General features: G+C 74.2%; 18 protein-coding genes. 11 read left to right on the forward strand and 7 right to left on the reverse strand.

What is annotated here, in order from left to right; translation table 11 throughout:
• Positions 1–5 precede the first annotated feature (5 nt).
• A complete protein-coding gene (locus PS271_RS19835; RefSeq protein WP_398383432.1) occupies positions 6–689 on the forward strand; it encodes a response regulator transcription factor in 684 nt (227 codons plus the stop codon).
• The gene (locus tag PS271_RS19840) at positions 686–2,122 is read left to right on the forward strand and encodes a sensor histidine kinase (protein WP_398383434.1); all 1,437 of its coding nucleotides are present in this window, start codon (positions 686–688) and stop codon (positions 2,120–2,122) included. Before PS271_RS19835 ends, PS271_RS19840 begins: the two co-directional genes overlap by 4 nt.
• On the opposite strand, the gene PS271_RS19845 is transcribed toward PS271_RS19840, so the two are convergent.
• Positions 2,123–3,169, reverse strand: coding sequence for a LysR family transcriptional regulator (locus tag PS271_RS19845; protein WP_398383436.1), 1,047 nt, complete (start codon positions 3,167–3,169; stop codon positions 2,123–2,125).
• A gap of 91 nt (positions 3,170–3,260) precedes the next feature.
• Here PS271_RS19845 and PS271_RS19850 point away from each other — a divergent pair, with 91 nt between their 5' ends.
• Positions 3,261–4,499, forward strand: a complete 1,239-nt coding sequence (locus PS271_RS19850) for an MFS transporter (RefSeq protein ID WP_398383437.1) — start codon at positions 3,261–3,263, stop codon at positions 4,497–4,499.
• A gap of 114 nt (positions 4,500–4,613) precedes the next feature.
• On the forward strand, positions 4,614–5,006 hold the full coding sequence (locus PS271_RS19855; protein WP_398383438.1) for an ATP-binding protein: 393 nt from the start codon (positions 4,614–4,616) through the stop codon (positions 5,004–5,006).
• A 65-nt stretch (positions 5,007–5,071) separates the two neighbouring features.
• On the opposite strand, the gene PS271_RS19860 is transcribed toward PS271_RS19855, so the two are convergent.
• Complete coding sequence (locus PS271_RS19860; RefSeq protein ID WP_398386941.1) at positions 5,072–5,968, reverse strand: SigB/SigF/SigG family RNA polymerase sigma factor; 897 nt, start codon at positions 5,966–5,968, stop codon at positions 5,072–5,074.
• 267 nt (positions 5,969–6,235) lie between these two features.
• Here PS271_RS19860 and PS271_RS19865 point away from each other — a divergent pair, with 267 nt between their 5' ends.
• Positions 6,236–6,922, forward strand: coding sequence for an HAD family acid phosphatase (locus PS271_RS19865; RefSeq protein ID WP_398383439.1), 687 nt, complete (start codon positions 6,236–6,238; stop codon positions 6,920–6,922).
• A 62-nt stretch (positions 6,923–6,984) separates the two neighbouring features.
• Here PS271_RS19865 and PS271_RS19870 read toward each other — a convergent pair whose 3' ends face one another.
• Positions 6,985–7,248, reverse strand: a complete 264-nt coding sequence (locus PS271_RS19870; RefSeq protein ID WP_398383440.1) for a GlsB/YeaQ/YmgE family stress response membrane protein — start codon at positions 7,246–7,248, stop codon at positions 6,985–6,987.
• A gap of 161 nt (positions 7,249–7,409) precedes the next feature.
• Between PS271_RS19870 and PS271_RS19875 the strand changes: the two genes are divergently transcribed.
• Complete coding sequence (locus PS271_RS19875) at positions 7,410–7,835, forward strand: ArsR/SmtB family transcription factor (RefSeq protein WP_398383442.1); 426 nt, start codon at positions 7,410–7,412, stop codon at positions 7,833–7,835.
• Positions 7,819–10,518: an HAD-IC family P-type ATPase gene (locus tag PS271_RS19880; protein WP_398383443.1), complete on the forward strand. Its 2,700-nt coding sequence runs from the start codon at positions 7,819–7,821 to the stop codon at positions 10,516–10,518. The genes PS271_RS19875 and PS271_RS19880 overlap by 17 nt, the downstream gene beginning before the upstream one ends.
• A gap of 17 nt (positions 10,519–10,535) precedes the next feature.
• Here PS271_RS19880 and sodN read toward each other — a convergent pair whose 3' ends face one another.
• Positions 10,536–10,931, reverse strand: a complete 396-nt coding sequence (gene sodN, locus PS271_RS19885) for a superoxide dismutase, Ni (protein WP_398383444.1) — start codon at positions 10,929–10,931, stop codon at positions 10,536–10,538.
• Between the two features lie 144 nt (positions 10,932–11,075).
• On the opposite strand from sodN, the gene sodX reads away from it, so the two are divergent.
• Positions 11,076–11,546 (forward strand): nickel-type superoxide dismutase maturation protease, encoded by a 471-nt coding sequence (gene sodX / locus PS271_RS19890; protein WP_030366292.1) that lies wholly within the window; start codon positions 11,076–11,078, stop codon positions 11,544–11,546.
• Here the strand turns inward: sodX and PS271_RS19895 are convergent.
• The gene (locus PS271_RS19895; RefSeq protein WP_398383446.1) at positions 11,432–12,079 is read right to left on the reverse strand and encodes a CGNR zinc finger domain-containing protein; all 648 of its coding nucleotides are present in this window, start codon (positions 12,077–12,079) and stop codon (positions 11,432–11,434) included. The two genes, sodX and PS271_RS19895, sit on opposite strands and share 115 nt — an antisense overlap.
• A gap of 103 nt (positions 12,080–12,182) precedes the next feature.
• Here PS271_RS19895 and PS271_RS19900 point away from each other — a divergent pair, with 103 nt between their 5' ends.
• A complete protein-coding gene (locus tag PS271_RS19900; protein ID WP_398383448.1) occupies positions 12,183–12,944 on the forward strand; it encodes a class I SAM-dependent methyltransferase in 762 nt (253 codons plus the stop codon).
• 55 nt (positions 12,945–12,999) lie between these two features.
• Positions 13,000–13,476, forward strand: a complete 477-nt coding sequence (locus tag PS271_RS19905; RefSeq protein ID WP_398383449.1) for a hypothetical protein — start codon at positions 13,000–13,002, stop codon at positions 13,474–13,476.
• Here PS271_RS19905 and PS271_RS19910 read toward each other — a convergent pair.
• Together PS271_RS19910 and PS271_RS19915 are read right to left on the reverse strand one after the other, a co-directional pair.
• Positions 13,473–14,924: a cellulase family glycosylhydrolase gene (locus tag PS271_RS19910; protein ID WP_398383450.1), complete on the reverse strand. Its 1,452-nt coding sequence runs from the start codon at positions 14,922–14,924 to the stop codon at positions 13,473–13,475. The two genes, PS271_RS19905 and PS271_RS19910, sit on opposite strands and share 4 nt — an antisense overlap.
• Before the next feature lie 7 nt (positions 14,925–14,931).
• Entirely contained in the window at positions 14,932–15,894 is a 963-nt protein-coding gene (locus tag PS271_RS19915; protein ID WP_398383452.1) for a zinc-binding dehydrogenase, read from the reverse strand.
• Between the two features lie 207 nt (positions 15,895–16,101).
• Between PS271_RS19915 and PS271_RS19920 the strand changes: the two genes are divergently transcribed.
• Positions 16,102–17,496, forward strand: coding sequence for a TolB family protein (locus PS271_RS19920; RefSeq protein ID WP_398383454.1), 1,395 nt, complete (start codon positions 16,102–16,104; stop codon positions 17,494–17,496).
• The last annotated feature ends 52 nt before the right edge of the window (positions 17,497–17,548 follow it).

The following is a 17,548-nucleotide window of genomic DNA, read 5'->3' on the forward strand; positions in this document are numbered from 1 at the left end:
AAGCCATGCGCATACTGGTGGTTGAGGACGACCGTCGGCTCGCGGAGCTGCTCCGCCGGGGACTGGTCGCCGAGGGCTTCGCGGTGGAGGTCGCGCACGACGGGCACACGGGCCTGCACCTGGCGGCCGAGGACGCCCACGACGTGATCGTGCTCGACGTCATGCTGCCCGGCCTCAACGGCTACCGCGTGTGCGCCCGGCTGCGCGAGGCCGGCGTGTGGACGCCGGTGCTCATGCTCACCGCCAAGGACGGCGAGTACGACGAGGCCGAGGGCCTGGACACCGGAGCGGACGACTACGTCACCAAGCCCTTCTCCTACGTGGCCCTCGTCGCCCGGCTGCGCGCGCTGGTGCGCCGCGGCCGGCCCGCCCGGCCCGTGCTCATCCGCGTCGGCGACCTCCAGATCGACCCCGCGACCCGCTGCTGCCGGCGCGGCACCACCGATCTCCAGCTCACCGCCCGGGAGTTCGCGGTCCTGGAGTACCTCGCCCGGCGCGACGGCGAGGTCGTGGCCAAGGCGGAGATCCTCGCGCACGTGTGGGACGAGGCGTTCCAAGGCGACGTGAACATCGTGGAGGTGCACGTCAGTTCCCTGCGCAGGAAGATCGACGCGCCCTTCGGGCGGCACAGCATCCAGACCGTACGCGGCGTCGGCTACCGGCTGGCGGCCGACGCCCCGGGCCGGTGAGGCGCCTCGTAGGCCCGCGAAGGCTGTCCCGGCGCCCGCGGGGGCGGACCGGGCGCCCGCGGCGCCGGCTGCGGCCCGCCTCGATCCGGGCCCGGCTGACCTGGATCGTCGCCGTCTGCGCCCTCCTTCCGCTGATCGCCGGCGCGGGGCTGGCCGCGGGCTCGCTGCGCGACTACCTGGCACGGGAGGCCGTGGACTACACGGGCCGGCAGGTCGCCGCCGTCCCCCGGCTCGTCGACTACGACCCGGACGCCCAGCTCTTCTACACGGCCGGGAAGCTGCGCGACGACCCCCGGCTGGAGGTGTCCACGGGGGTCGAGGACCGGCAGCCGAACTGGGAGCCGGGGCCCCGGATGCCGGATCACGAACCCTCGCACGGCAGCGACGTGCTGTCGCTGTGGCCGTGGACCGACCCCGGCAGCAGGACCCCCGCCGTCAGTTACATCCAGTCCGGCACCGACGGCCTCTACCTGCACGTCGCCAACCGGCTCCAGGACGAGCAGCGCCGCCTCGACCACATCGTCCGGCTGCTGGGCTGCGCCGTCCTGGTGGTGACCGCGGCCCTCGCGGGCGCGACCTGGTTCGTGACCGGGCGGGTGCTGCGCCCGGTGGAGGCGATCCGCACCCAGTTCGCCGAGCTGACCGCGCGCCACCTCGACCGCCGCGTGCCCGTACCGGACACGCGCGACGAGGTCGCCCGGCTGGCCACGACGATGAACGAGACCCTCGACCAGCTCCAGGCGGCCGTCGACCAGCAGCGCCGGTTCGTCGGGGACGCCTCGCACGAACTCCGCAGCCCGCTGGCCGCCCTGCGGGCCGAGCTGGAGATCGCGCTCGCGCACCCGGAGCACGCGCGGTGGACGGCGGTGGCCGAGGCGGCGCTCGGCGACACCCGCCGCCTGCAGAGCATCACCACGGACCTGCTGCTGCTCGCCCGCCTGGACGCGACCGCCACCGAGGGGCTGCCGGGCGCCCAGCCCGTCGACCTCACGGCGCTCGTCCGCGAGGAGCTCGCCCGCCGCCCGCCCGGCCCCCGGACCCTCGCGCTGCACCTCGACGACCCCGGCTCACCCCTCACCGTGCACGGCCAGCACACCCTCATCACCCGCCTCCTGGGCAACCTCCTGGACAACGCCGAGCGGCACGCCGAACACACCGTCACGGTCCGCCTCGGCCACGACCCCGGCCGCAGCCTGGCCGTCCTGCACGTCGAGGACGACGGCCCGGGCATCCCGCCCGCCGACCGCCGCCGCGTCTTCGAGCGCTTCACCCGCCTCGACGACGCCCGTACCCGCGCCACCGGCGGCACGGGCCTGGGCCTCGCCATCGCCCACCACATCGCCACCGTGCACCGCGGAACCCTGGCCGTCACGGACAGCCCGCGCGGCGCCCGGTTCACGACCACCCTCCCGTGCGCGGACCTCACGACCTGATCAGTCCGGGCAATATGCGCACACACATACGACATCGGTGGGTTTCCGCTTCATGCTCGACTTCTTCGTCCTGGCGCTGCCCGCCCTGATGGCGGCCGCTGGGATCGCCAGGATGGTGTGGGCGCAGGCAGCGGCCCCGTCGGCGACCTCCGCCAGCACCTGCCCGAAGGCCCGCAGCCGCTCCGTCTCCCCGCCCCGCCGCCGTACGAGCCCCAAGGCCGAGCCGGGCAGACCGGTCACCGGGACGAAGGCGATGTCGCGGCGCGCGTGGTAGCCGGCCGTGGCCCGGCACAGGAGCATTCCGGCGCGGTTGGCGGCCGTCAGCGTGATGCCTTCCTGAAGGGTCGTCACCTCCGGGCCGCGGGGGACGGGGCGCCCGCCGGGCGTGACGGCGGGGGCCTGCGCCTCGCGCCAGTAGGCGGGGGCGGGCCCGGCGGGCACCACGAGCGGGCAGCCCGCGAGCTCCTCCGCAGCGACCTCGGCGCGCCCGGCGAACGGGTGCCGCACGGACACCGCCAGGGTCTGCGGCTCCCGGGAGAAGACCGGGCCCACGGCCAGGGACGGCTCGGCCACGGGCAGCAACACCACTGCCGCGTCGACCTCGCCGCTCCGCACGGCGCCGAAGGGGTCGCTCAGCGGGATCTCCACGAGCTCGACCGCGCACCCGGGGTGCCGGTCCTGGAACGCTCCCACGGCCTCCGTCACCCCGCCCCCCGCCATGCCCTGGAAGCCGATCCGCAGGGTGCCGTCCACACCCCGGGCCGCGTCCCGGGCGTCGCCGACGGCCCCCGCCAGGGCCTCGTACGCGGGCCGCAGCCCGGCCAGGAACCGCTCGCCGAGCGGCGTGAGCGCCACGCGCCGGCTGGTGCGGTCGAACAGCCGGGCGCCGATGCGGCCTTCGAGGGAGCGCAGGAGCTGGCTGACCCGGCCCTGCGACACGTACAGCCGCTCGCCGGCCCGACCGAAGTGCAGTTCTTCGGCGAGGACGAGGAAGGCTTCGAGCTCCCTGAGGTCCGCGCCCACGCCTGTGCCCGTTCCCGCGCCCACGCTGCCCCCCTGGCCATCGATTAGCTCCGCTCATTGAAGGATGAGAGGTCCGGCGTTGTTCCCGGGCGCGGCCGTACCGAGGCTCGTGACCATGAACACGTACGTGAAGGCGAAGGCCGAGACGAAGGCCAAGACGAAGGCCGGGGCGAAGGCGCGGGGCGGCTGGCCCGCCGTGGCGGCGGTCGCCGCGGCGACGTTCTCGGTCGTGACCAGCGAGATGCTCCCCGTGGGCCTGCTCACCCCGATCGGCTCCGGGCTCGGCGTCCCGGCGGGCACGGCCGGGCTGACCATGACCGTGCCCGGCCTCGTGGCGGCCGTGGCCGCGCCCGCGGTGCCGGCGGCCGCGGGGCGGCTCGACCGGCGGTGGGTGCTCGTGGGGCTCATGGGCCTGCTGGCCGTGGCGAACCTGCTGTCGGCGGCGGCGCCCCACATCGCGGTGCTGGTGGCGCTGCGGGTGCTGGTGGGGCTGTGCATCGGGGGCGTATGGGCCGTGGCGGCCGGGCTGGCGGTGCGGCTGGTGCCGGAGCGGTCGGTGGGGCCGGCGACATCGCTGGTCTTCAGCGGCATAGCCGTGGCGTCGGTGCTGGGCGTCCCGGCCGGAACCCTTGCGGGTGGGCTGGGCGGCTGGCGGGTGGCGTTCGCCGCCGTGGGCGTGCTCTCCCTGGCCGTGGCCGCGGCGCTCGCGCTGCTGCTGCCCCCGCTGCCGCCGGAGCGCGCCGTGCGGCCGGCGGAGGTCGCGGGGCTGCTGCGCGTCCCGGGCGTACGGGCGGGTCTGCTGGTCGTCCTGCTGCTGGTGACCGGGCACTTCGCGGGCTACACCTTCGTCCGGCCCGTCCTGGAGCGGGCGTCCGGTGCCGGTGCCGGCCTGATCAGCGGGCTGCTGCTGGCGTACGGGGCGGCGGGCGTGGCCGGCAACTTCCTCGCGGGCACGGCCGCCGCGCGCAGCCCGCGCCGGGTCCTGCTGGTGATCTCGGCCGCGCTGGCCGTCGTGGTCCCGGCCATGTCCGTGCCGACGGGCGGCGCGCTCGTGGCCGGCGTCCTCGTCGTGGGGTGGGGCCTGGCGTACGGAGGGGTGTCGGTGGCCACGCAGGGACTGCTGACGGCGGCGGTCCCGGGAGCGCGGGAGGCGGCGTCGGCCCTCTTCGTCTCGGCGTTCAACGCGGCGATCGCGCTGGGGGCGCTGCTGGGCGGGCGGGCCGTGGACGCGGTGTCGCTGCCGGCGGCACTGTGGCTGGGCGGGCTGCTGGTGGCGGGCGCGCTGGGAGTGCTGGTGAGCGCGCGGTCGCGAGCGGGGGAGCGGCGGGCCCGGGAAGCGCCGGCCATACGGTGACGAACCCCTCGTCCCGGGGTGGTCATGACCCGGCGATCGCTGGGTATACGCGGCTCGACGGACACGTACAGCCAGGTCAGCAACGAAACAGGTCAGCAACGAGGGAGCCGCCGGATGGTTGTGATCGAAGCCCCGTACGGGGACGCCGCCGGTGCGCGCCACGCGACGGCGGAGTTCCTGGCGCGCCACTGCCCCTGGGTGGATACCGACGCCGTCGTCCTCGTGGTGTCCGAGCTGGTCACCAATGCCATCCGGCACACGGGCGGCTGGTGGCGGCTGTGCGTGCGGGCGGTGCAGGACCGCCTGGTGGTGGAGATCGCCGACGCGAGTCCGTGGCCGCCGCAGCCGCGCACCCCGGACTTCGGCGGGGGCGGCGGGCTGGGCTGGCACATGGTGGAGCGGCTGGCCGGTCTGCTGGAGGTGGACCGGCGGCCGGACGGGAAGACCGTCCGGGCGACGTGGCTGGTGCCGGCGGCGACGGGACCGGCGGCGCCGGCGGCGGTGTAGCGCCGCGGCTTGCGCGGTCCGGGTGTCCCGGGGCGGTACCCCGGGACACCCGGACCGCCGCGCCGCTACTTCCGTGTGTGCCCCTGCGTGTGCTCGTGCCCGAGCATCCCTGCCCTTAGCCGCCCCAGGATCCGGGTGAGCAGCCGCGAGACGTGCATCTGCGAGATTCCCAGCTCCGCACCGATCTCCGACTGGGTCATCTCCCCGCCGAACCGCATCCGGAGGATCTTCCGGTCGCGTTCGTCCAGCTCGGCGACGAGCGGTTTGAGCGCGTGCAGGTTCTCCACGCCTTCGAGGGCGGGGTCGAGTCCGCCGAGCCGGTCGGCGTAGGTGGTGCCGGTCTGCTCGGAGCCGTCGTCCACGGGGACGTCGATCGAGCCGGCCGTATAGCCGTTGCCGGCGACGATGCCCTCGACGACCTCCTCCCGGCTGATGCCGAGGTGCTCGGCCAGCTCGGCGGGGGTCGGTGCGTGGTCGAGCTCCTGGGAGAGCTTGCTCGTGGCCTTGGCGAGCTCGACGCGCAGCTCCTGGAGGCGCCGCGGCACGTGCACCGACCAGCCGGTGTCGCGGAAGTGCCGCTTGATCTCGCCGACGATGTACGGCACCGCGAAGGTCGTGAACTCCACCTCGCGCGAGAGGTCGAACCGGTCGATCGCCTTGATCAGCCCGATCGTGCCGACCTGGATGATGTCCTCCATCTGGTCGCTGCGGCTGCGGAACCGGGAGGCGGCGAAGCGGACCAGTGAGAGGTTGATCTCGATCAGGGTGTTCCGTGCGTACTGGTAGGCGCGGGTGCCCTCTTCCAGCTCCCGCAGCCGTGCGAAGAAGAGCCCGGACAGCGCGCGGGCGTCCCGCGGCGCCACTGTGGTCGCGTCCTCGATGTACGGCAGCCCCCCGACCGCGTCTTCGAGCCGCTGCGGGGCAGCCGCCGAATGCTCCGTCGTAAACGTGGATGCCGTGATGGTCACATCGTCCTCCCCAGATCCGTAGGTGACACTTCCGCCCGCCTACCCGGCGACCCGTGGCCCATGCCTCCGGGTTCGGGGGCCGACGCGTAAACGGAAGAAAATACGACGGATCGTCAGTCATCTGGCGTACGACAGGAGCAGGGCAGGACGTGCGCGCGGGCGCGGATGCGGACGCGGGCGCACGGACCGGGCAGCCCCGCGACGCCGGACGGTCACCCACACGTTTCCCGCGCGTCACTGACGGGCGTGAACATGCCACGCATGACCGCACCGATTCCGGCCCGCCGCGCGGCCCTCGCCCTCGCTGCCGCCGTCCTGGCCACGGCCGCGACCGCCGCCACGGACGCAACCGCCGCCGACGCCGGCCGCCCCGCCGCCGTCACCACGAACACCCCGGCGAGCGCGAGCGCGACGGCCGGCGCCGCGGCACGCACCTCCGGCACCGCGGGCCTCAAGGGCGTCGACTACACCACCTGGCAGCGCGACGTGCAGGCCGTCATCGACCAGGCCCTGCCCTACGTCAAGGACCGCACCGCGAACGCGCACGGCCGGAAGCAGGCCATCGTCCTCGACATCGACAACAGCTCGCTGGAGACCGACTTCCACTGGACGTACCCCACGCCGGCCATCAAGCCGGTGCTGGACCTGACCCGGTACGCGAACGCCCACGGCGCCGCGATCTTCTTCGTCACCGCGCGCCCCGGCATCCTCGACGGGCTCACCGAGCACAACCTGCGCACCGCCGGCTACCCGGTCAGCGGCCTGTACGTACGCCACCTGCCCGACCTCTTCCACGAGGTGAGCACGTACAAGACCGCCAAGCGCGCGGAGATCGAGAACAACGGCTACACGATCATCGCGAACATCGGGAACAACGACAGCGACCTGGTGGGCGGCCACGCCGAGCGGACCTTCAAGCTGCCGGACTACGGCGGCAAGCTCTCCTGAACCACACCTGAATCACCCCTGCACCATGTCTGACATTCCCGGACCCCCGGCCCGTACGGACGTCAGTGCCGCGCCTTCGCCCGGTCGAGCGCGGCCACGCCCAGCGCGGCCAGGCCGATCTGGATGAGCCATTCGATCCAGTCGATCCCCTTGGTGTCGTCGACGCCCAGCCAGTGGGCGATCGCCGCGCCCAGGAACGCCGCGGCGATGCCCACCACGATCGTCCACAGCACGCCGATGTGCTGGCGGCCCGGCACGACCAGCCGCCCCAGTACGCCGATGATCAGACCGATGATGATTGCACTGACAATTCCGGAGATTTCCACGGCTCCCCCTCTTGCAGCCTGTTGCCACCTTTCCGGACCGGTTCCTCTCGGTACTTCTGCCCAGCCACGGGGCGGCGCATGTCCGCCCGTCCGCCCGCCGCGCCCTGCCTAGACTGGTCGTGCCGGGCACAGGGAGGCGCGGCAGGAACGGGAGAGCGACAGTGGCCGCAGGTGTCGGAAGCTTCGAGGACGTCGAAGAGGACTTCGGCGAGGGCCTCGGCGACCCCGCGGCGGACGTGCTCACCGAGGCCGCCGCGGCGTTCGGGCTGCTCGCCTCGCCCGCCCGGCTCCACCTCGTGTGGGCCCTGGCCCAGGGCGAGAGCGACGTCACCGCCCTCGCCGAGCGGGTCGGCGGCGCGCTGCCCGCGATCAGCCAGCACCTCGCGAAGCTGAAGCTGGCCGGGCTCGTCCGCTCGCGCCGCGAGGGGCGGCGCATGGTCTACCTCGTGGACGACCCGCACGTCGTCACGATCGTCCGCCTGATGGTGGGACAGCTCGCCGACCGCAAGGCCGGGGCGGCCGCCGGGGACGCCGCCGGTGCCCGCGGCACCGCCCGCACCGGGCGTCTCCATGGCCTGGGCGCCTGACCGCCCCGCCGCGCGAGGACCCGTAGCCACCGGCACCACCGCCCTGGAAGTCCTGCGCGCGCTGGAGAGCGGGCCGCGCGGGCTGGTGGAGGCCGAGGCCGACGCCCGGCTCGCGCGCCACGGCGAGAACGTCTTCCCCGGCCGCCGCCCCGACCCCTGGCCGCGCCGTTTCGCGCGCAGCCTGCGCGACCCCTTCACCGCCGTCCTCCTCTCCCTCGGCCTCGTCTCGGCGGCCCTCGCCGCCTGGGGCACCGCCTGCGTGATCGCCGTCCTGGTCACGGTCAGCTGCGTGCTGCGCGCCACCGGCGAGCACCGCGCCGACCGCTCGGCGGCCGCCCTGCGCGAGCTGGTGGCCACCACCGCGACCGTCCGCCGCCGCCCCGCGGAGCCGGACGCCCCCGTGACCCGCGAACTGCCCGTCGAACAGCTCGTCCCGGGCGACGTCGTGCTCCTCGCCCCCGGCGACCTCGTCCCCGCCGACCTGCGGCTGCTCCGTACGACGGGCCTGACCGTGCACGAGGCGGCGCTCACCGGCGAGTCCGCGCCCGTCACCAAGGACACGGCCGGCGACCTCTGCCTCCAGGGCAGCAGCGTCGTCTCCGGCAGCGCCACCGGCGTGGTCGCCGCCACCGGCGCGGACACCGTCCTCTCCGGCGCCCTGCCGCGGGACCCCGGGCCGCGCCTGCCCGGCCCCTTCGACCGCTCCGTGAACGGCATCGCCCGGACCCTGGTGCGGTTCATGCTGCTCACCGCGCCCCTGGTGCTCGTCGCGAGCGCGCTGCTGCGCGGCCGCGGCCTGGAGACCCTCCCCTTCGCCGTGGCCGTCGCGGTGGGGCTCACGCCCGAGATGCTGCCGGTCGTCGTGACGACCGCCCTCGCCCGCGGCGCGGCCCTCCTCGCCCGCGGCGGCGAGGTGATCGTGCGGCGGCTGCCCGCGCTGCACGACCTCGGCGCCGTCGACGTGCTGTGCGTCGACAAGACCGGCACCCTCACCCAGGACCGGCCGGTGTTCGACCGCGCCGTGGACCCCGAGGGCCACGACGACCCCGCCGTGCTCCGCTGGGCCGCCGTCGCCGCCCTCTGGACGCTCCACCTCGCCGAGCTCCCCGCGCCCGACGCCCTCGACGAGGCCCTCCTCGACGCCGACGAGGAACGGGGCTGCGGCGCCGACGGCGTCGAGGGCGTCACGGCGCTCCCCTGCGGCCCCGGCCGCCGCATCGCCTCGGCGCTCGTACGGGTCCCGGGCGGGTACGAGGCGGGCAGCGGGTACGAGCCGGACGGCCCGGAGCCGGTGCTGCCGGGCAACGTCCGTACGCTCACGGGCGGCCGCGGCCCGGCCAGCACGTACGTCCTCGTGGTCAAGGGCGCCGCCGAGGACGTCCTGGAGCGCTGCACGCGGGTGGCGGACGGCGCGGGGAACCCCGGAGCCGGCCGTCCCCTCGGCCCCGAGGACCGCGCGCGCCTCGCCGCCCGGGCGGACGCCCTCGCGGAGAGCGGCCTGCGGGTGCTCGCCGTCGCCGTGGCCGAGCGGCCCGCGAGCGCCGGCCCGTACGCGCCCGAGGACGAGCGCGGGCTCACCCTCGCCGGCTTCGTCGGCCTGCGCGACGCCCTCGCGCCCACCGCCGCGGAGGCCCTGACCGCCCTCGCCGAGCGCGGCGTGGCCGTCAAGGTCCTCACCGGCGACCACCCGGGCACGGCCGCCCGGGCCTGCCGCGAACTGGGCCTGGACCCCGGCGAACCCCTGACCGCCGCCCGGATCGACGCCGCCGGCGACGCCGAACTCGCCCGCCTCGCGGCCCGCACCACCGTCTTCGCCCGCTGCGCCCCCGAGCACAAGGCCCGCGTCGTCCGCGCCCTGCGCACCGCCGGCAGCACGACCGGCTTCCTCGGCGACGGCGTCAACGACCTGGCCGCCCTGCACGCCGCCGACGTCGGCATCTGCCCGCGCGACGCCGTGCCCGTGGCCCGCGAGGCCGCCGACGTCGTCCTCGCCTCGAAGGACCTCACCGCCCTCGGCCGCGCCGTCGTCACCGGCCGCCGCAGCACCGGCCACATCGCCGCCTACCTGCGCATCACGCTCTCGTCCAACCTCGGCAACGTCATCGCCATGCTGACCGCGGGCCTGCTGCTGCCGTTCCTGCCGATGCTGCCCGCCCAGGTCCTCGTGCAGAACCTGTGCTTCGACGCGGCCCAGCTCTCCCTCGCCTACGACCGCCCCGCCGCCACCGTCCACGAGCGCCCCGCGGTCCTGCGGCCCCGCGCGCTGTTCCGCTTCATGACGGCCTTCGGCCTCCTCAACGCCGCAGCGGACCTCGCGACCTTCGCCGTCCTGGCCCTGACCCTGCGCTCCGCCGGCAGCACCGGCGGCCAGGCCGCCTTCCACGCCGGCTGGTTCACGGAGAACCTGCTCACCCAGGCCCTGGTGATGCTCCTCCTCCGCGCGGGCAGGGACGCCGCCGAACGCCGCGCCCCGCTGCCGGTCCGCCTGGCGACCACCGGCCTCGCCGTCGTAGGCCTGCTCCTGCCGCTGTCCCCCCTCGGCCCGGCGCTGGGCATGACGGCCCTGCCGCCGCTGTACTACGCCCTGACGGCCGTCGTCCTGACGCTCTACGGGACGGCGCTGGCGGTGGCGCGGGCACGGTACGCCAAAGGCCCGGCAGCACTGCTGCCGGGCCCTGGGTGACGCTTCTTGAGCCCGGATCAGGCCTGCTTCGTCTCCCAGAAGATGCGGTCGATCTCGGCGATGAGCTCCAGCGCCTTCTCGCCCGTCTTCGGGTCGCTGGACGCCTTGGCGGCGCTCAGGGCCTTCAGGGTGTCGTTGACCAGCTGGTGCAGCTGCGGGTACTTCTCGAAGTGCGGCGGCTTGAAGTAGTCGCTCCAGAGCACCGAGACGTGGTGCTTGGCGAGCTCCGCGCGCTGCTCCTTGATGATGAGCGCACGGGCGCGGAAGTCCGCGTCCTCGTTCGCCTGGTACTTCTCCTGGACGGCCTTGACCGACTCCGCCTCGATGCGGGCCTGGGCGGGGTCGTAGACACCGCAGGGCAGGTCGCAGTGGGCGCTGACTCGCACCTTGGGTGCGAACAGGCGGGAGAGCATAGAGCTGTCCTTCCTCGTGATCGTCTTCTCAGGTGCGAGATTACTCGGTGTGGGAAGGCTTTTCTCGGGTGCCCCGGGGGGCTTAGGACAAAAGACCGGTGTCAGTCTGGAACTGGTGGAGGATACGGACCGGGAGGTGCCGTGGTGCAGGAGCAAGTGGACGAGCGCGGGCAGGAGCAGGACCGCGAGCGTCGCGGACTGCTGCGGATCGGGCTGGCCGAGGTCTACAACCCGTCGATGGTGCCGACGCTGAACCCCGGGGACCAGCTCGTCGTCCAGTACGGAGCGGTGGTGCGGCCGGGTGACGTGGTGGTGCTGCGCCACCCGTTCCGGCAGGACCTGCTGATCGTCAAGCGCGCCGTGGAGCGGCGCGAGGGCGGCTGGTGGGTGCGGGGGGACAACCCGCTCGTCGAGAACGACAGCCGGGAGTTCGGCGCCGTGCCGGAGGAGTTCGTGGTCGCCCGCGCGCTGGTGCGGCTGCGGCGGCCCCCGGAGGCGGGTCAGCGCTCGGCCGGCGCGCTGCTGTCCTGGCTGGCGTCGGCGCTCAGGCCGGTGCGGTCGCTGCCCGCGGGGGCCTCGGCCGCGCGGCTCTCCAGGCGCTTGCGGGCCCGGTAGGCGGCGACGTTGGCGCGGGTGGCGCAGCGGTCGGAACAGTAGCGGCGCGAGCGGTTGGTCGAGGTGTCCAGGTAGGCGTTGCGGCAGGGCGCGGCCTGGCAGATGCCGAGCCGGTCGACCCCGTACTCGGTCAGGTGGACGGCCAGCCCCATGCAGGCGGTGGCCGCGTACGAGGCGCCGGCGTTGGCCGCGTGGTCGGCGATGTGCATGTGCCACTTGGGGCGGCCGTCCTCGTCGCGGTACTCGTGCCCGGAGACCTGCGGGCTGACCGGGTACTCCATCAGCAGCGCGTTGAGCAGGTCCACGGCGCGCACCTCGTCGTCCTCGGCGGCCGCCTCGAAGACCGCGCGCAGCCGGGCCCGTACGGCCCGGAGCCGGGTCACATCGCTGTCGCCCGCGCGCCGGGCGGCCTGCGCGCTGCTGCCGAAGAGCTCGCGCACGGCGTCCACGGAGGTCAGCGTGTCGGTGCCGCGCGCGGGCTCCTCGCTGTTGACCAGCCGCACAGCGAAGTCCGAGTAATAGGCCAGTTCCACTTGTGGTCCTTACGCGTGGCGGTTTAGGGTCGGAGCGCCGACTCTTGTAATGGTCGGCACGTGACCGAGGGTATTACACGCGCGACCCGTTGGAGGGACCCCCATGACCGAGGCCGTCGCCGGCACGGACTGGAGCGCCTGGCAGGACAGCTGGGACCGGCAGCAGGAGTGGTACCTGCCCGACCGCGAGGAGCGGTTCCGGGTCATGCTCGACATGGTCGAGGCCTTCGCCGGCCCCGCGCCCCGCGTGCTCGACCTCGCCTGCGGCACCGGCACCATCACCGCCCGCCTCCTCGACCGCTTCCCGAAGGCCGAGTCCACCGGCGTCGACCTGGACCCGGCCCTGCTCGCCATCGCCCGCGGCACCTTCGCCGGCGACGACCGCGTCCGCTTCGTCACCGCGGACCTCAAGGACCCGGACTGGCCCGCCCGGCTGCCCCACGACCGCTACGACGCCGTCCTCACCGCCACCGCCCTGCACTGGCTCCACTCGGGCCCCCTGCGCACCCTCTACGGGCAGCTCGCCGGCCTCGTCCGCGACGGCGGCGTCTTCCTCAACGCCGACCACATGCCCGACCCCGCCACGCCCCGCATCAACGAGGCCGAGCGGGCCCTGCGCCACGCCCGCATGGACCGCGCCAAGGCCGCCGGCGCCCTCGACTGGCGCGCCTGGTGGGACCTCGCCGCCGCCGACCCCGTCCTCGCCGGCCCCACCGCCGAACGCTTCGAGATCTACGGCGAACACGCCGACGGCGACACCCCCTCCGCCGACTGGCACGCCCGCACCCTCCGCGAGGCGGGCTTCGCCGAAGCCCGCACGGTCTGGAGCTCGCCGTCGGACGCGATGGTGCTCGCGCTGAAGTAGCGGCAGTGGGCCTGATGTCCCGCCAGGTCATACTTTGCCAGTGCACCTATCTACGATGAACTTAGAGCCCGCCCCTCGCCCGCAGCGCCGGAAGGCGAAGCGGCTCCTCGTCCTGGCCGCAGCAGTGGGCTTGGGTGGTTCGGCCGCCCTTGCCGGGTGCAAGGGGGGCCGGGCCGAGGGTGTTCAAGAGCGCTCGGTGGCCTGCTCGGAGGCCATGTATGCCATGGGCTGGGTGCTTCCCGAGCATGCGAGTGGTCAGCAATGCGCCGAGGTGGAAGGCCTTGCGGGTCACACGCAGTCGGGCACCTTCCGCATGCCGCGCGCCGGTGCCCGCCCCTGGCTTGCTTCGCTCTCCGGAGAGCGGAACAAGCCGGACGGAACGGAATCCGACGGCGTGGTGGAACGGAAGGAAGGGCTCGCCCTCAGCATCCAAAGGCCGCCGGGCAGGCTGCAGGCTGACGAGGTGCGGGTGAAGGTCCGCTGGGAAGGCGACGACACCGCGGTCGTCAGCTTCGAGACGTTCGACTATTAGGGCAGGTCCCGGCCCGGCGTCACCGTCACCCTCACCTCACCCGCGCCCGCCCCCGCGCGGATCCGTACAACGCCCCGCTCGCCCGGCCGCACGCTCGTCGTGTCGGCCCGTGCGGGGCCCGTCACCGTGATGTGCCGGCCTCGGGGCGACGGGGGTGTGGACAACTCCGTCACTCCCTTCCCCTGAGGCGTGTACGTCAGGCGGTAGACGGCCGCTCCCGCGTCGTACGACACGGCCCGCACCGTTCCCGCCACCGCCGCCGCGTACGGCTCCGCCGTCCGGGACTTGTTCGCCTGGAAGCGGCCCCGCTCGTCCATCGCGCAGTACGCGCCGCCGTAGCACCACGTCCAGCTCGTCCAGCCCGTGGCGTAGCGGGACATGGAGGCGAGGGCGTCGGCGTAGAAGCGGGCCATGTTCGGCAGGGAGCTGTTCAGCGGGCCCCATTCCCCGATGAAGACGGGGATGCGCATCGCGCGCGGGTAGTGCACGACGGCCGCCTCGTAGGCGGAAAGCCAGCCCGAGGCCGGGTCGTAGTCGCGGCCGGCCTCCATGGCGGCGTTGTAGAAGTGCGGGGCGTAGACGACCTTGGGGTCACGGATGCGGCCCAGGCCGGTCGGGACGCCCTCGCCCGCCGCCGGGGTGGGCTCGACGAACAGCCAGTGGCGGCGGTCGACGCGCCGGATCGCCTCGGCGACGCGCTGGTACATGGGCGTGATCTGCGTGGCCTCGATGCGCCGCGCCGCGTCCGGGATGCCCTCCCCCTCCCGCAGCCGGCCCATCGGTTCGTTGATCAGGTCGTAGCCGAACACGGCAGGGTGGCCCGCGAGCCGCCCCGCGAGGACCTGCCACATGCGGGCCTGGGCGCGGCGCAGGTCGGCGTCCTCGTAGAGGTGCTGGAAAGCGGCCTGCACGGCGGGTTCGAAGTACTCGGCGAACCAGTCGTCGGGGTGGGTCCGGTAGGGCAGGCCGTCGGTGCGGGTGGCCCAGGCGGGAATGCCGCGGTGGCTGCCGAAGGCCGGGCCGTAGACGTCCTGGTGGGCGTCGATCACGACGCGGACGCGGTGGCGGTGCGCCCAGTCCAGGACGCGTTCGATCTTGCGCAGGTAGCGCTCGCTGTAGTGGCCCGGCCGCGGCTCCAGGTCGTCCCAGAAGACCGCGAGCCGGGCGACGTTGAAGCCCTGCGCGGACATGTCGCGCAGGGAGCGCTCGGTGATGTCCGCGAGGGCTTCGTCGCCGCGGTGTTCCTTGTCCGCGAGGTTCCAGCCGCGGAGGGCGAGGGTGCGGCCCTGCTCGTCGGTGAGGGGCGGGATGCCCGGGGCCGCGGACACCCCCTCCGTACGGGCCTCCGCGGCCGTCCCCGGCGGCGCCAGGAGTGTCAGGACTGCCAGGACCGCGGCTACGGTGACGAACGCCGCCTTGCTCAAGCCTCGCGAGCGTCTCTTCGGCATCCGCCGTTCATACCGTCAGGACGACCTTGCCGAACAGGTCGCCACCGGCCATCTTCTCGAACCCCTCGCGGGCCCGGTCCAGCGGCAGGACGGAGTCGATGACGGGCCGCAGGCCGCGCGCCGCGCAGAAGCTCAGCAGGTCCGCCAGCTCCTCCTTGGTGCCCATGGTGGAGCCGACGACCTTCAGCTCCAGGAAGAAGATGCGGTTGAGCTCGACGGCCGGCGGGTTCTGGCCGCTGGTCGCGCCGGAGATCACGAGGGTGCCGCCGGGCTTGAGGGACTTCACCGAGTGCGACCACGTCGCGGCGCCGACCGTCTCGATGACGGCGTCGACCCGGTGCGGCAGCCGCGCCCCCGGCTCGAACGCCGCCTCGGCACCGAGCTCCACGGCCCGCTCGCGCTTGGCCGCGTCCCGGCTGGTCGCGTAGACCCGCAGGCCGGCCGCCGCGCCGAGGGCGATCGCGGCGGTGGCGACGCCGCCGCCCGCGCCCTGCACGAGGACGCTCTGACCGGGGCGCACGTCCGCGTTGGTGAACAGCATGCGGTACGCGGTGAGCCACGCGGTCGGCATGCAGGCCGCCTCCTCGTAGCTGAGCTCCGCGGGCTTGGGCAGCACGTTCCACGCGGGGACGGCGACGCGCTCGGCGAAGGTGCCCTGGTAGCGCTCGGTGAGGAGGGAGCGTGTCTCCAGCGGGCCCACGCCGTGGCCCGTCTGGCCGATGACGGAGTGGACGACGACGTCGTTGCCGTACTCGTCGACACCGGCGGCGTCGCAGCCGAGGATCATCGGCAGGGCCTCCTCGCCGAGCCCGACGCCGCGCAGCGACCACAGGTCGTGGTGGTTGAGCGTCGCCGCCTTGACGTGGACGACCGTCCAGCCGGGGGGCGCCTCCGGCTCGGGGCGCTGCCCCAACTCGAGTCCGTTGAGCGGCTGGTCACGGTCGATGCGTGCGGCGTAGGCGGCGAACATGATCCGAACCTAGCCCCGCCGCCTGCCGGGCGGAACCTCGCCGTGGTGTGACACGCGCCGCGCCCCGCTTTCGTGTCCAGAACCTCCTGTCGCAACAGCCGTATCCGCGGCGGAGGCCACGCCTCCTCATTGACCGGGCGCGAGGGCCGGGGGTTGGCTTCGGTTGGCCCCGTGCCACCCGGTGCGGGAGCTCACGGAGGGGGAACCATGCGTGACCCGAGAGGCACCGGACCGATCAGACACTCCAGACCAATCGAACGGATCAGGCAGATCAGACGGATCGCCGTAGCGGGCGCGTTACTGGGCGGCTGCGTCACCCTGCTGCCCGCGGCCCCCGCGTCCGCGGCCGCCGCAGGGGCGCCGCCCGCCCCGCCCCGCACCGAGCGCGTCAGCGTCGCGAGCGACGGCACCCAGGCCGACGCGGAGTCGTGGGGCGCCTCGCTCAGCGCCGACGGCCGGTACGCCGTCTTCGCGTCCCGGGCCGGCAACCTCGTGCCCGGCGCGGGGCCCGCCGGCCACGTCTTCGTACGGGACCTGCGGACCGGCAGGACCGAGCTGGTCAGCGCGGCGAGCGACGGCACCCCGGCCGGTACCGGGGCCTCGTCGCCGTCGATCAGCGGCGACGGCCGGTACGTCGTCTTCGACTCGGGGGCCGACCTCGCCCCGGGCAGCAACCCGAAGGGCTCCGACGTCTTCGTCCGCGACCGCCGCACCGGCCGGACCGACGTGCTCGTCAAGAACCGCACCGGAGCGACCGGCTCCAACCACTCGCCGGCCATCAGCACGGACGGCCGCTACGTCGCCTTCGTCTCCGCCCGCGACGACCTCGTGCCCGGCGACACCAACCAGCGCGAGGACGTCTTCGTCCTCGACCGCCTGCGCGGCACCACGCGGCGGGTGAGCGTCGCGAGCGACGGCACCGAGGCCGACGGCATGTCCGGCTACCCGGTGATCAGCGCGGACGGCAGCCGCGTCGGCTTCCGGACGGCGGCCGGCAACCTGGCCCCGGGCGGGCCGCGGAAGCCCGGCAAGGGCCTCGCCCGGCCCGGCCTCTACGGCTTCTGCGTGCACGACCTGCGCACCGGCCGCACCGAGCAGGCCGCCGAGACGTACGAGGGTCTGCCCGCGCTGGTCACCGGCGGCATCGGGCTGAGCCCCGACGGCCGGTACGCCCTGTTCTCCAGCCCCGAGCAGGTGGCGCAGGACGACACCAACGGTGCCCAGGACGTCTACGCCAAGGACCTCCAGACCGGCGTCACCCGGCGACTGAGCCTCGCGGCCGACGGCTCCCAGGCCGACGGGAGCTCCTACGGGGGCGCCGCGATGAGCGCCGACAACCAGCGGGTGTTCTTCGCCTCCGACGCCGCCAACCTGGTGCCCGGCGACACCAACGACCGGCAGGACGTCTTCGTACGGGATCTCCGTACCGGCGCCGTGGAGCGGCTCAACGTCGCCGCGGAGGGGACCCAGGACAACGGCACCGCGGGCGAGGTCCGGACCGACCTGCTGGGCCGGACGGCCGTCTTCAACAGCTGGGGCAGCAATCTGGTGCCCGGCGACACCAACAACACCGGCGACGTGTTCGTACGGCGGCTCGGCTGATCCACGAAAACCGGGCCGCACCCCCCGGAAGGGAGTGCGGCCCGGTTTTCGT

It is taken from the genome of Streptomyces sp. SCA2-17, from assembly GCF_044336695.1.

What these genes read in the sequence shown, in the direction of transcription:
- PS271_RS19835 (WP_398383432.1), top strand. Translation starts at nt 6, where the DNA reads ATGCGCATACTGGTGGTTGAGGACGACCGTCGGCTCGCGGAGCTGCTC.
- PS271_RS19850 (WP_398383437.1), top strand. Translation starts at nt 3,261, where the DNA reads ATGAACACGTACGTGAAGGCGAAGGCCGAGACGAAGGCCAAGACGAAG.
- PS271_RS19855 (WP_398383438.1), top strand. Translation starts at nt 4,614, where the DNA reads ATGGTTGTGATCGAAGCCCCGTACGGGGACGCCGCCGGTGCGCGCCAC.
- PS271_RS19865 (WP_398383439.1), top strand. Translation starts at nt 6,236, where the DNA reads ATGACCGCACCGATTCCGGCCCGCCGCGCGGCCCTCGCCCTCGCTGCC.
- PS271_RS19880 (WP_398383443.1), top strand. Translation starts at nt 7,819, where the DNA reads ATGGCCTGGGCGCCTGACCGCCCCGCCGCGCGAGGACCCGTAGCCACC.
- sodN (WP_398383444.1), bottom strand. Translation starts at nt 10,931, where the DNA reads ATGCTCTCCCGCCTGTTCGCACCCAAGGTGCGAGTCAGCGCCCACTGC.
- PS271_RS19900 (WP_398383448.1), top strand. Translation starts at nt 12,183, where the DNA reads ATGACCGAGGCCGTCGCCGGCACGGACTGGAGCGCCTGGCAGGACAGC.
- PS271_RS19905 (WP_398383449.1), top strand. Translation starts at nt 13,000, where the DNA reads ATGAACTTAGAGCCCGCCCCTCGCCCGCAGCGCCGGAAGGCGAAGCGG.
- PS271_RS19910 (WP_398383450.1), bottom strand. Translation starts at nt 14,924, where the DNA reads ATGCCGAAGAGACGCTCGCGAGGCTTGAGCAAGGCGGCGTTCGTCACC.
- PS271_RS19915 (WP_398383452.1), bottom strand. Translation starts at nt 15,894, where the DNA reads ATGTTCGCCGCCTACGCCGCACGCATCGACCGTGACCAGCCGCTCAAC.
- PS271_RS19920 (WP_398383454.1), top strand. Translation starts at nt 16,102, where the DNA reads ATGCGTGACCCGAGAGGCACCGGACCGATCAGACACTCCAGACCAATC.